We start from the raw sequence: 13,033 nt of genomic DNA on the forward strand, positions 1-13,033 counted from the left end.
GCTCTCTGCTCCGCCAGGAGGAAAGGCCTTGAAAGACCTACTGAATTTGCTGAAAAACCAGGGTCAAGTCGAAGAGTTCGACGCTATCCGTATTGGATTGGCCTCGCCTGAGATGATCCGTTCGTGGTCGTTCGGTGAAGTTAAAAAGCCGGAAACCATCAACTACCGTACGTTCAAACCTGAGCGTGACGGCCTGTTCTGCGCCAAGATCTTTGGCCCGGTAAAGGATTACGAGTGCCTGTGCGGTAAGTACAAGCGCTTGAAGCATCGTGGTGTGATCTGCGAGAAGTGCGGCGTCGAAGTTGCGCTGGCAAAAGTTCGTCGTGAGCGCATGGCGCACATCGAACTGGCCTCGCCAGTTGCCCACATCTGGTTCCTGAAATCGCTGCCGTCCCGTATCGGCCTGCTGATGGACATGACCCTGCGTGATATCGAGCGCGTTCTCTACTTCGAGAGCTATGTCGTTATCGATCCAGGCATGACCACCCTTGAAAAAGGTCAACTGCTCAACGACGAGCAGTACTTCGAAGCGCTGGAAGAGTTCGGCGACGATTTCGATGCCCGCATGGGTGCCGAAGCTGTCCGCGAACTGCTGCACGCTATCGACCTGGAACACGAGATTGGCCGCCTGCGCGAAGAGATTCCGCAAACCAACTCCGAAACCAAGATCAAGAAGCTGTCCAAGCGTCTGAAGTTGATGGAAGCCTTCCAGGGCTCCGGCAACCTGCCAGAGTGGATGGTGCTGACCGTTCTGCCGGTTCTGCCGCCAGACCTGCGTCCACTGGTTCCGCTCGATGGCGGTCGTTTCGCGACTTCCGACCTCAACGATCTGTATCGTCGAGTGATCAACCGTAACAACCGCTTGAAGCGCCTGCTCGATCTGTCCGCTCCGGACATCATCGTGCGCAACGAAAAGCGTATGTTGCAAGAAGCGGTCGACGCACTGCTCGACAACGGTCGTCGTGGCCGCGCTATCACCGGTTCCAACAAGCGTCCTCTGAAATCCCTGGCTGACATGATCAAGGGTAAGCAGGGTCGTTTCCGTCAGAACTTGCTCGGTAAGCGTGTTGACTACTCCGGTCGTTCGGTAATTACCGTCGGCCCGACCCTGCGTCTGCACCAGTGCGGTCTGCCTAAGAAAATGGCTCTGGAACTGTTCAAGCCGTTCATTTTCGGCAAGCTGGAAATGCGTGGTCTGGCGACCACCATCAAAGCGGCCAAGAAAATGGTCGAGCGCGAGCTGCCAGAGGTCTGGGACGTTCTCGCTGAAGTGATTCGCGAACACCCAGTACTGCTCAACCGTGCACCGACCCTTCACCGTCTGGGTATCCAGGCGTTTGAGCCGGTACTGATCGAAGGTAAGGCTATCCAGCTGCACCCGCTGGTCTGTGCTGCGTACAACGCCGACTTCGACGGCGACCAAATGGCCGTGCACGTACCGCTGACGCTGGAAGCCCAGCTCGAAGCGCGTGCGCTGATGATGTCGACCAACAACATCCTGTCGCCAGCCAACGGTGAGCCAATCATCGTTCCGTCGCAGGACGTTGTATTGGGTCTGTACTACATGACTCGTGAAGCGATCAACGCCAAGGGCGAAGGTCGTGTGTTCGCGGATCTGCAGGAAGTTGACCGTGTGTTCCGTGCCGGCGAAGCCGCACTGCATGCCAAGGTCAAAGTGCGGATCACCGAAACCGTGAACGATCGTGATGGCGGCAGTGTGACCAACACTCGTATCGTCGACACCACTGTCGGCCGTGCGCTGTTGTTCCAGGTTGTGCCAAAAGGTCTGTCGTACGACGTCGTCAACCTGCCGATGAAGAAGAAGGCGATCTCCAAGCTGATCAACCAGTGCTACCGTGTGGTTGGTCTGAAAGAGACCGTGATCTTCGCTGACCAGTTGATGTACACCGGTTTTGCCTATTCGACCATTTCCGGCGTTTCCATCGGTGTTAACGACTTCGTTATCCCGGATGAAAAAGCCCGCATCATCGGTGCTGCCACCGAAGAAGTGAAAGAGATCGAAAGTCAGTATGCCTCCGGCCTGGTGACCCAGGGCGAGAAGTACAACAAGGTGATCGACCTCTGGTCCAAGGCGAACGACGAAGTATCCAAGGCGATGATGGCCAACCTCTCGAAAGAGAAAGTCATCGACCGCCATGGCAATGAAGTCGATCAGGAATCCTTCAACTCGATGTACATGATGGCCGACTCGGGCGCACGGGGTTCTGCCGCGCAGATCCGTCAGCTCGCCGGTATGCGTGGCCTGATGGCCAAGCCGGACGGCTCCATCATCGAGACCCCGATTACCGCGAACTTCCGTGAAGGCTTGAGCGTACTCCAGTACTTCATCTCCACTCACGGTGCTCGTAAGGGTCTTGCGGATACCGCGTTGAAAACGGCGAACTCCGGTTACCTGACTCGTCGTCTGGTAGACGTTGCCCAGGATCTGGTCGTGACCGAGATCGATTGCGGCACCGAACATGGCCTGGTAATGACTCCGCACATTGAAGGCGGTGACGTTGTAGAGCCATTGGGTGAGCGCGTATTGGGTCGTGTCATCGCCCGTGACGTATTCAAGCCTGGCACCGAGGACGTGATCGTTCCTGCCGGCACCCTGGTTGACGAGAAGTGGGTCGAGTTCATCGAGCTCAACAGCATCGACGAAGTGATCGTACGTTCGCCGATCAGCTGCGAAACCCGCTACGGCATCTGCGCCAAGTGCTACGGTCGCGACCTGGCTCGTGGTCATCAGGTGAACATCGGTGAAGCGGTCGGCGTTATCGCTGCCCAGTCCATCGGTGAGCCGGGTACCCAGCTGACGATGCGTACGTTCCACATCGGTGGTGCTGCAAGCCGTACCTCTGCGGCCGACAGCGTCCAGGTGAAGAACGGCGGTACTGTCCGTCTGCACAACCTCAAGCACGTAGAGCGCGTGGACGGTCACCTGGTGGCGGTATCGCGTTCCGGTGAGCTGGCGATCGCTGACGATTTCGGTCGTGAGCGCGAGCGTTACAAGCTGCCGTACGGTGCTGTGATTTCGGTCAAGGAAGGTGACAAGGTCGACGCTGGCGCAATCGTGGCCAAGTGGGACCCGCACACCCACCCGATCGTGACCGAGATGAAAGGTACCGTGACCTACGTGGGCATGGAAGAAGGCATCACGATCAAGCGTCAGACCGACGAATTGACCGGTATGACCAACATTGAAGTACTCGATGCAAAAGATCGTCCAGCTGCCGGCAAGGACATCCGTCCTGCTGTGAAGATGGTCGACGACAACGGCAAGGATCTGTTGCTGCCAGGCACTGACGTAATCGCTCAGTACTTCCTGCCAGCCAACGCCTTGGTCGGTGTTGCGGACGGTGCGCGGATCGCGATCGGTGATGTTATCGCCCGTATCCCGCAGGAAACTTCGAAAACCCGCGACATCACCGGTGGTCTGCCGCGTGTTGCCGACTTGTTCGAAGCCCGTCGTCCGAAAGAAGCCTCGATTCTGGCTGAAGTCAGCGGCACCATCGCGTTCGGTAAAGAGACCAAGGGCAAGCGCCGCCTGGTCATTACCCCGAACGACGGTAGCGATCCGTACGAAGAGTTGATTCCGAAGTGGCGTCACCTGAACGTCTTCGAAGGCGAACAGGTAAACCGCGGCGAAGTTATCTCCGACGGCCCGAGCGATCCACACGACATCCTGCGTCTGCTGGGTGTGAGTGCGCTGGCCAAGTACATCGTGAACGAGATCCAGGACGTTTACCGTCTGCAAGGCGTGAAGATCAACGACAAGCACATCGAGACCATCCTGCGTCAGATGCTGCGTAAGGTCGAGATCGCTGAATCCGGCGACTCGAGTTTCATCAAGGGCGACCAGATGGAACTGACTCACGTGCTGGTGGAAAACGAGCGCCTGGCGACCGAAGACAAGTTTGTCTCCAAGTTCACTCGCGTGCTGCTGGGTATCACCAAGGCGTCGTTGTCCACCGAATCGTTCATCTCGGCGGCTTCCTTCCAGGAAACCACCCGCGTACTGACCGAAGCGGCGGTAACCGGCAAGCGCGATTACCTGCGCGGCCTGAAGGAAAACGTGGTCGTGGGTCGTCTGATCCCGGCCGGTACCGGTTTGGCCTATCACAGCGAGCGCAAGCGTCGCCGTGATGCTGACAAGCCGTTGCGCGTAAGCGCCAGTGAAGTGGAAGCTGCACTGACCGAAGCACTGAACTCGAGTGGTAACTGAGTTCTGCGGTAATTGAGTGCCTGGCCCTGGTCACTCCGTTCGGCGGATCGAGACAAATTGTCGAGATCCGGCGGGCGGGGAGGTCGGGGCCTTGCCTTGACTGGGGACAAGATCCTCTTTAGACTCTTGATCCCCTAAATTTGGCGGGAATTCGTTCCTGCCATTTTGCTTTTCTTGTAAGACAATAGCGTCGCAAGACAACAGTGGAGCTAGTAGATGGCAACTATCAACCAGCTGGTACGTCAGCCGCGTAAGCGTATCGTCGAGAAATCCGACGTACCTGCGCTGCAGAACTGCCCGCAACGTCGTGGCGTATGCACCCGCGTGTATACCACTACGCCGAAAAAACCTAACTCGGCACTGCGTAAAGTATGCCGTGTGCGTCTGACCAACGGTTTCGAGGTTTCCTCGTACATCGGTGGTGAAGGCCACAACCTGCAAGAGCACAGCGTGGTACTGATCCGCGGCGGTCGTGTAAAAGACTTGCCAGGTGTTCGTTACCACACCGTTCGCGGCTCTTTGGATACTTCCGGCGTTAAAGGTCGTAACCAAGGTCGTTCGAAGTACGGTACCAAGCGTCCGAAATAATCGGCCGTTTTGCAGTTTTTAATTTTATTGAGTCGATAAGAGTAAGGTCGGGCACGCATCTGCTGTCCCGGGCTAACCTGAAGACCGTTTGAGGGCTTATCAATGCCAAGACGTCGCGTAGCAGCCAAACGTGAGATTCTGGACGATCCGAAATACGGAAGCCAGATTCTCGCCAAGTTCATGAACCACGTAATGGAAAGCGGCAAGAAAGCCGTTGCCGAGCGTATTGTTTATGGCGCACTGGACAAAGTTAAGGAACGCAAGAACAGCGATCCCCTGGAAATCTTCGAGAAAGCTCTCGACGCCATCGCTCCGCTGGTCGAAGTGAAGTCGCGCCGTGTAGGCGGTGCTACTTACCAGGTTCCGGTCGAAGTTCGTCCGTCCCGTCGTAACGCCCTGGCAATGCGCTGGTTGGTAGACTTCGCCCGCAAGCGCGGCGAGAAGTCCATGGCTCTGCGTTTGGCTGGCGAACTGTTGGACGCTGCTGAAGGTAAAGGTGCTGCAGTTAAGAAGCGTGAAGACGTGCACCGTATGGCTGAAGCCAACAAGGCTTTCTCGCACTACCGCTTCTAATTTTAGCGTCACTCAATTTGCGAGGGCTTTATGGCTCGTACTACACCGATTAACCGCTACCGTAACATCGGTATCGTTGCTCACGTGGATGCTGGTAAAACCACCACCACCGAGCGCGTCCTTTTTTACACTGGCAAAAGTCACAAGATGGGCGAGGTGCATGATGGCGCCGCGACCACCGACTGGATGGTCCAGGAGCAGGAGCGTGGTATTACCATTACTTCTGCTGCTATCACCGCCTTCTGGAAGGGTTCCGAGAAGCAGTACGCGCACGAGCATCGCTTCAACGTTATCGATACCCCGGGCCACGTAGACTTCACCATTGAAGTTGAGCGTTCCCTGCGTGTACTCGACGGCGCTGTCGTCGTGTTCTGCGGTACTTCGGGCGTTGAGCCTCAGTCGGAAACCGTATGGCGTCAGGCCAACAAATACGGTGTCCCACGTCTTGTTTACGTAAACAAGATGGACCGTGCTGGTGCCAACTTCCTGCGCGTGATCGGTCAGATCAAGCAGCGTCTGGGTCACACTCCGGTGCCTATCCAGCTGGCTATCGGTTCCGAAGACAACTTCCAGGGTCAGATCGATCTGATCAACATGCAAGCGGTCTACTGGAACGACTCTGACAAGGGTATGGTCCCTGTTCGCAAGGACATTCCTGCTGAGTTGCTGGAAGAAGCCGAGAAGTGGCGCAGCAACATGGTTGAGGCTGCGGCCGAAGCCAACGAAGAGCTGATGAACAAGTACCTCGAGGGTGAAGAGCTCACCAACGAGGAAATCAAGGCTGCTCTGCGTCAGCGTACCATCGCTGGTGAGATCGTCCTGGCTGTTTGCGGTTCCTCCTTCAAGAACAAGGGTGTTCCCCTGGTTCTCGACGCCGTTATCGACTTCCTGCCTGCTCCAACCGACATTCCTGCTATCAAGGGTTCCAACCCGGATAACGAGGAAGAGGAAATGGAGCGTCACGCAAGTGACGACGAACCGTTCGCGGCTTTGGCGTTCAAGATCGCTACCGACCCATTCGTGGGTACCTTGACCTTTGTTCGGGTTTACTCGGGCGTGTTGGCATCCGGCGACGGCGTGATCAACTCGGTAAAAGGCAAGAAGGAGCGTGTGGGTCGTATGGTGCAGATGCACGCAAACGCCCGTGAAGAAATCAAGGAAGTACGCGCTGGCGACATCGCGGCCTTGATTGGCATGAAGGATGTCACCACTGGTGAAACCTTGTGCAACGCTGACAAGCCAATCATCCTGGTTCGCATGGACTTCCCGGAGCCGGTTATTTCGGTTGCCGTTGAGCCAAAAACCAAGGATGACCAGGAAAAAATGGGTATCGCTCTGGGCAAGCTTGCTCAGGAAGACCCGTCTTTCCGCGTCAAGACTGATGAAGAGACTGGTCAAACGATCATCTCCGGCATGGGCGAGTTGCACCTGGACATCCTGGTTGACCGGATGCGCCGTGAGTTCAACGTCGAAGCCAACATCGGTAAGCCTCAGGTTTCCTATCGTGAGCGCATCACGAAGAGCTGCGAAATCGAAGGCAAGTTCGTTCGCCAGTCCGGTGGTCGTGGCCAGTTCGGTCATTGCTGGATCCGTTTTGCACCGGCTGACGAAGGTCAGGAAGGTCTGCAGTTCTTGAACGAAGTCGTGGGCGGTGTGGTTCCTAAGGAATACATCCCGGCGATCCAGAAGGGTATCGAAGAGCAGATGAAGAACGGCGTTGTTGCCGGCTATCCGCTGATCGGCCTGAAGGCGACCGTGTTCGATGGTTCTTACCATGACGTCGACTCCAACGAGATGGCGTTTAAGGTGGCTGCTTCCATGGCGACCAAGCAACTGGCCCAGAAGGGCGGTGGTGAGTTGCTTGAACCGATCATGGCGGTAGAGGTCGTTACGCCTGAAGACTACATGGGTGATGTCATGGGCGACCTCAACCGTCGTCGTGGCATGATTCTGGGTATGGAAGATACGGTTTCCGGCAAGGTAATTCGTGCTGAGGTCCCGTTGGGTGAAATGTTCGGTTACGCAACCGACGTTCGTTCCATGTCTCAGGGTCGCGCGAGCTACTCTATGGAATTCAAAAAATACAATACAGCTCCGTCGCATATCGTCGAGACTGTTACCAAAAAGCAAGGCTGATTCAGCCCCTTTAAGCTAGGAGTTAATTGTCGTGGCTAAAGAAAAATTTGAACGGAACAAACCGCACGTCAACGTTGGCACCATCGGTCACGTTGACCACGGTAAAACCACGCTGACCGCTGCTCTGACCCGTGTCTGCTCCGAAGTTTTCGGTTCGGCCAAGGTTGACTTCGACAAGATCGACAGCGCCCCGGAAGAGAAAGCTCGTGGTATCACCATCAACACCGCTCACGTTGAATACGATTCGGCCGTGCGTCACTACGCACACGTTGACTGCCCAGGTCACGCCGACTACGTAAAAAACATGATCACCGGTGCTGCCCAGATGGACGGCGCGATCCTGGTTTGCTCGGCCGCTGATGGTCCGATGCCACAAACCCGTGAGCACATCCTGCTGTCCCGTCAGGTAGGCGTTCCGTACATCGTTGTCTTCCTGAACAAGGCTGACATGGTTGACGACGCTGAGCTGCTGGAACTGGTTGAGATGGAAGTGCGCGACCTGCTGAGCACTTACGACTTCCCAGGTGATGACACTCCAATCATCATCGGTTCGGCTCTGATGGCTCTGAACGGCCAAGACGACAACGAAATGGGCACCACTGCTGTCAAGAAGCTGGTGGAAACTCTGGACAGCTACATCCCAGAGCCAGAGCGTGCTATCGACAAGCCGTTCCTGATGCCAATCGAAGACGTATTCTCGATCTCCGGTCGCGGTACTGTTGTGACTGGTCGTGTTGAGCGTGGCATCGTCCGCATCCAGGAAGAAGTTGAGATCGTCGGTCTGCGCGACACTCAGAAAACTACCTGCACCGGCGTTGAAATGTTCCGCAAGCTGCTCGACGAAGGTCGTGCTGGCGAGAACTGCGGCGTGCTGCTGCGCGGCACCAAGCGTGACGACGTTGAGCGTGGCCAGGTTCTGGTCAAGCCAGGCACCGTCAAGCCGCACACCAAGTTCACCGCAGAAGTTTACGTTCTGAGCAAGGAAGAAGGCGGTCGTCACACTCCGTTCTTCAAAGGCTACCGTCCACAGTTCTACTTCCGTACTACTGACGTGACTGGTAACTGCGAGCTGCCAGAAGGCGTTGAAATGGTAATGCCAGGTGACAACATTCAGATGACTGTTACCCTGATCAAGACCATCGCGATGGAAGACGGTCTGCGTTTCGCTATCCGTGAAGGCGGTCGTACCGTCGGCGCCGGCGTCGTAGCCAAAGTCATCGAGTAAGTCTCTTGTATAGAGTCAGCTTGATGAGTTGAAAAAGCCCCCGCTTAGCGGGGGCTTTTTTATTGGGTTGACACCTATCAGGGGCGTCTATAGAATTGCGCCTCCTTTTAACGGGCGTATTGCGCCCGGTGGGAATAGCAGCCGGAGTCTGAAATCCAATGCAAAATCAGCAAATCCGTATCAGGTTGAAGGCTTTTGACCATCGCCTGATCGACCAATCCACCCAGGAAATCGTGGAAACCGCGAAACGTACTGGTGCTCAAGTGCGTGGTCCAATTCCACTGCCTACCCGTAAAGAGCGGTTCACCGTTCTGGTCTCCCCGCACGTCAACAAAGACGCGCGTGACCAGTACGAGATCCGTACTCATAAGCGCGTTCTGGACATCGTCCAGCCAACGGATAAAACCGTTGATGCACTTATGAAGCTCGATCTTGCGGCCGGTGTGGAAGTGCAGATCAGCCTCGGCTAAGACTCGGTCTTAGTCGTGTAACGCTCTGAAATGGGCGGCCATAGCGGGTGAAAGCCCCGTACACTCATGAGGTTTACAACATGACTATTGGTGTAGTCGGTCGTAAATGCGGTATGACCCGTATTTTCACCGAAGAAGGTGTCTCCATTCCGGTCACGGTCATTGAGATCGAGCCGAATCGCGTCACCCAGTTCAAAACTGAAGAGACCGATGGCTATCGTGCAGTGCAAGTCACTGTCGGCGAGCGTCGTGCTTCGCGTGTAACAGCAGCTCAGGCTGGCCACTTCGCCAAGGCGAACGTTGCCGCTGGTCGTACCGTAATGGAATTCCGCCTTGAAGAAGGCGAGTACCAGGCCGGCGATCTGATCAACGCTGAAATCTTCGCCGCTGGCCAACTGGTTGATGTAACCGGTCAGTCCAAGGGTAAAGGCTTCCAGGGTACGATCAAGCGTTGGAACTTCCGCGGGCAAGATAACACCCACGGTAACTCCGTATCCCACCGCGTTCCAGGCTCTATCGGCCAGTGCCAGACTCCTGGTCGTGTATTCAAGGGCAAAAAAATGTCCGGTCATATGGGCGCTGAGCGCGTGACCGTGCAGTCCCTCGAAGTAGTGCGCGTGGACGCTGAACGCAATCTGTTGTTGGTCAAGGGCGCTGTTCCTGGCGCTACTGGCGGCAACTTGGTTGTACGTCCAGCAGCCAAGGCTCGCGGTTAAGGGGAAGCTGACATGCAATTAAATGTAAATGACGCTCAAGCGATCGAAGTTTCCGAACTGACATTTGGCGGCGAATTCAACGAGACGCTGGTTCACCAAGCAGTCGTGGCCTACATGGCTGGCGGCCGTCAAGGTAGCAAGCAGCAAAAGACCCGTTCCGACGTTTCCGGTGGCGGCAAGCGCCCATGGCGTCAGAAAGGTACTGGCCGTGCTCGTGCCGGTACTATCCGTAGCCCAATCTGGCGTGGCGGCGGTACCACTTTCGCAGCTCGTCCTCAGGATCACTCCCAGAAGCTGAACAAGAAGATGTATCGCGCAGCAATGCGTTCCATCCTTGCTGAGCTGGTGCGTACTGATCGTCTGGTCGTGGTTCAGGACTTCGCTGTTGAAGCACCGAAAACCAAAGATCTGCTGAACAAGCTGAACGGCATGGGCCTGACTGACGTCCTGATCGTGTCTGACGCTGTTGATCAGAACCTGTACCTGGCTGCTCGCAACCTGCCACACGTCGACGTACGTGACGTGCAAGGTTCCGATCCGGTCAGTCTGATCGCATACGACAAGGTGTTGATCACCGTGTCGGCCGTGAAGAAATTCGAGGAGCTGCTGGGATGAACCAGGAACGCGTATTTAAAGTTCTGCTTGGCCCGCACGTTTCCGAGAAGGCTACGGTTCTGGCAGACAAGAAAGGCCAGTTCGTTTTCAAGGTTGCTACCGACGCAACCAAGCTGGAAATCAAGAAGGCCGTCGAAAGCCTGTTCAGCGTGAAAGTAGAGCGCGTGACTACCCTGAACGTTCTGGGTAAAAGCAAGCGCACTGCTCGCGGTCTGGGCAAGCGTAATGACTGGAAGAAGGCAGTTATCTCCCTTCAGCCAGGCCAAGATCTCGATTTCAGCAGCAGTGCTGAGTAAGGAAGGGGTGCATCATGGCAATCGTTAAATGCAAACCGACTTCCCCTGGCCGCCGTTTTGTGGTCAAGGTGGTCAACCAGGAGCTGCATAAAGGCGCTCCTCACGCACCGCTGCTCGAGAAAAAATCGAAGTCTGGTGGTCGTAACAACAATGGCCGTATTACCACTCGTCACATCGGTGGTGGTCATAAGCAGCATTATCGTCTGGTCGACTTCCGTCGCAACGACAAGGATGGCATCGCTGCCACCGTCGAGCGTATCGAATACGATCCGAACCGTACTGCTCACATCGCTCTGCTGCTGTATGCAGATGGCGAGCGCCGCTACATCATCGCCCCTAAAGGCGTGAGTGCTGGCGACCAGCTGATCGCAGGTGCCCTGGCACCGATCAAGCCGGGCAACGCTCTGCAACTGCGTAACATTCCAGTTGGTAGCACCGTACACGGCATCGAATTGAAGCCAGGTAAAGGCGCACAGATCGCTCGTTCCGCTGGTGCTTCGGCTCAGCTGATCGCTCGTGAAGGTGTCTACGTGACCCTGCGTCTGCGTTCTGGTGAGATGCGTAAAGTACTGGCTGAATGCCGTGCGACCCTGGGCGAAGTCTCGAACTCCGAGCACAGCCTGCGTTCGTTGGGTAAAGCTGGTGCCAAGCGCTGGCGTGGCGTTCGCCCAACCGTTCGTGGTGTTGCCATGAACCCGGTTGACCACCCACATGGTGGTGGTGAAGGTCGTACCTCTGGTGGTCGTCATCCGGTATCGCCATGGGGCTTCCCGACTAAGGGCGCGAAGACTCGTGGTAATAAGCGTACCGACAAAATGATCGTCCGTCGTCGCAAGTAAATAGAGGGATACGACAGTGCCACGTTCTCTGAAAAAAGGTCCTTTTATTGATCTTCACCTACTGAAGAAGATCGAAGTGGCGGCGGAAAAGAACGATCGCAAACCAGTTAAGACCTGGTCGCGTCGTTCGATGATCCTGCCACAAATGGTCGGTCTGACCATCGCAGTACACAACGGTCGCCAACACGTCCCAGTTCTCGTGAACGAAGACATGGTCGGCCACAAACTGGGCGAGTTCGCCGGTACCCGCACATACCGTGGGCACGTGGCTGACAAGAAAGCCAAGCGTTAAGGGGTAAGGAAATGGAAGTAGCCGCTAAGTTGTCGGGCGCTCGAATCTCCGCCCAGAAAGCCCGCTTGGTCGCCGACCAGATCCGCGGGAAGAAGGTGGGCGAAGCGCTCAACCTGTTGGCTTTCAGCAGTAAGAAAGCCGCCGAGATCATGAAGAAAGTGCTGGAGTCGGCCGTAGCCAACGCCGAGCATAACGAAGGCGCAGACGTTGATGACCTGAAGGTCAGCACCGTTTTCGTCAACGAAGGGCGTTCGCTGAAGCGCATCATGCCACGTGCCAAAGGCCGTGCTGATCGCATCGTCAAGCGGTCTTGCCATATCACTGTCAAGGTTGCTGACAAGTAACGGAGTCGAAGAGATGGGTCAGAAAGTACATCCCATTGGCATTCGCCTGGGAATCGTCAAGGAGCACACCTCCGTCTGGTACGCAGACGGTCGGACTTATGCGGACTACTTGTTCGCTGATCTGAAGGTGCGTGAGTATCTCCAAGACAAACTAAAAAGCGCGTCCGTAAGCCGTATCGATATCCATCGTCCGGCGCAGACTGCACGTATCACCATCCACACCGCTCGTCCAGGTATCGTTATCGGGAAGAAAGGTGAAGATGTTGAGAAGCTGCGTCAGGACCTGACCAAGCAAATGGGTGTGCCTGTGCACATCAATATCGAAGAGATCCGCAAGCCGGAGCTCGACGGTATGCTGGTTGCGCAGAGCGTAGCTCAGCAGCTGGAGCGTCGCGTAATGTTCCGTCGCGCTATGAAGCGCGCTGTACAGAACGCAATGCGCATTGGTGCCAAAGGCATCAAAATCCAAGTGAGCGGTCGTCTCGGCGGTGCTGAAATCGCACGTACTGAATGGTATCGCGAAGGTCGTGTGCCACTGCACACCCTGCGTGCCGACATCGACTATGCCAACTACGAAGCTCACACCACCTACGGTGTGATCGGTGTAAAGGTTTGGATCTTCAAAGGCGAAGTAATTGGTGGTCGCCAAGAAGAACTGAAGCCACAAGCACCAGCGCCTCGTAAAAAAGCTGCTAAGTAAGGGGTACGCCA

Annotated in this window: 13 protein-coding genes; all 13 read left to right on the forward strand. The window is 55.9% G+C overall.

What is annotated here, in order from left to right; all coding sequences use genetic code 11:
* Positions 1-28: 28 nt before the first annotated feature.
* The 13 genes from rpoC (at position 29) to rpsC (ending at position 13,022) form a co-directional block, all read left to right on the forward strand.
* Positions 29-4,228, forward strand: a complete 4,200-nt coding sequence (gene rpoC / locus AC30D9_RS27575; protein ID WP_109756659.1) for a DNA-directed RNA polymerase subunit beta' — start codon at positions 29-31, stop codon at positions 4,226-4,228.
* A 216-nt stretch (positions 4,229-4,444) separates the two neighbouring features.
* Positions 4,445-4,816, forward strand: a complete 372-nt coding sequence (rpsL, locus tag AC30D9_RS27580; RefSeq protein ID WP_003186084.1) for a 30S ribosomal protein S12 — start codon at positions 4,445-4,447, stop codon at positions 4,814-4,816.
* A gap of 102 nt (positions 4,817-4,918) precedes the next feature.
* Positions 4,919-5,389 (forward strand): 30S ribosomal protein S7, encoded by a 471-nt coding sequence (gene rpsG / locus AC30D9_RS27585; RefSeq protein WP_003186074.1) that lies wholly within the window; start codon positions 4,919-4,921, stop codon positions 5,387-5,389.
* 30 nt (positions 5,390-5,419) lie between these two features.
* Positions 5,420-7,525, forward strand: a complete 2,106-nt coding sequence (fusA, locus tag AC30D9_RS27590; protein ID WP_307575339.1) for an elongation factor G — start codon at positions 5,420-5,422, stop codon at positions 7,523-7,525.
* Positions 7,526-7,556: 31 nt separating this feature from the next.
* Positions 7,557-8,750 (forward strand): elongation factor Tu, encoded by a 1,194-nt coding sequence (gene tuf, locus AC30D9_RS27595; protein WP_003186103.1) that lies wholly within the window; start codon positions 7,557-7,559, stop codon positions 8,748-8,750.
* Between the two features lie 158 nt (positions 8,751-8,908).
* Positions 8,909-9,220: a 30S ribosomal protein S10 gene (rpsJ, locus tag AC30D9_RS27600; RefSeq protein ID WP_003186070.1), complete on the forward strand. Its 312-nt coding sequence runs from the start codon at positions 8,909-8,911 to the stop codon at positions 9,218-9,220.
* A gap of 80 nt (positions 9,221-9,300) precedes the next feature.
* Positions 9,301-9,936 (forward strand): 50S ribosomal protein L3, encoded by a 636-nt coding sequence (gene rplC / locus AC30D9_RS27605; RefSeq protein WP_003186059.1) that lies wholly within the window; start codon positions 9,301-9,303, stop codon positions 9,934-9,936.
* A 12-nt stretch (positions 9,937-9,948) separates the two neighbouring features.
* Positions 9,949-10,551, forward strand: coding sequence for a 50S ribosomal protein L4 (gene rplD, locus AC30D9_RS27610; RefSeq protein ID WP_003186057.1), 603 nt, complete (start codon positions 9,949-9,951; stop codon positions 10,549-10,551).
* Positions 10,548-10,847: a 50S ribosomal protein L23 gene (rplW, locus tag AC30D9_RS27615; protein WP_002555488.1), complete on the forward strand. Its 300-nt coding sequence runs from the start codon at positions 10,548-10,550 to the stop codon at positions 10,845-10,847. The genes rplD and rplW overlap by 4 nt, the downstream gene beginning before the upstream one ends.
* A 14-nt stretch (positions 10,848-10,861) precedes the next feature.
* Positions 10,862-11,686 carry a 50S ribosomal protein L2 gene (rplB, locus tag AC30D9_RS27620; RefSeq protein ID WP_003186055.1) on the forward strand — a complete coding sequence of 275 codons (825 nt, stop codon included), beginning with the start codon at positions 10,862-10,864 and terminating at the stop codon, positions 11,684-11,686.
* A 16-nt stretch (positions 11,687-11,702) separates the two neighbouring features.
* Positions 11,703-11,978, forward strand: coding sequence for a 30S ribosomal protein S19 (gene rpsS, locus AC30D9_RS27625; RefSeq protein ID WP_002555486.1), 276 nt, complete (start codon positions 11,703-11,705; stop codon positions 11,976-11,978).
* 11 nt (positions 11,979-11,989) lie between these two features.
* Positions 11,990-12,322: a 50S ribosomal protein L22 gene (gene rplV / locus AC30D9_RS27630; RefSeq protein WP_003103908.1), complete on the forward strand. Its 333-nt coding sequence runs from the start codon at positions 11,990-11,992 to the stop codon at positions 12,320-12,322.
* A gap of 13 nt (positions 12,323-12,335) precedes the next feature.
* On the forward strand, positions 12,336-13,022 hold the full coding sequence (gene rpsC / locus AC30D9_RS27635) for a 30S ribosomal protein S3 (RefSeq protein WP_003176422.1): 687 nt from the start codon (positions 12,336-12,338) through the stop codon (positions 13,020-13,022).
* Positions 13,023-13,033 lie beyond the last annotated feature (11 nt).

Source organism: Pseudomonas sp. DF11, assembly GCF_058148565.1.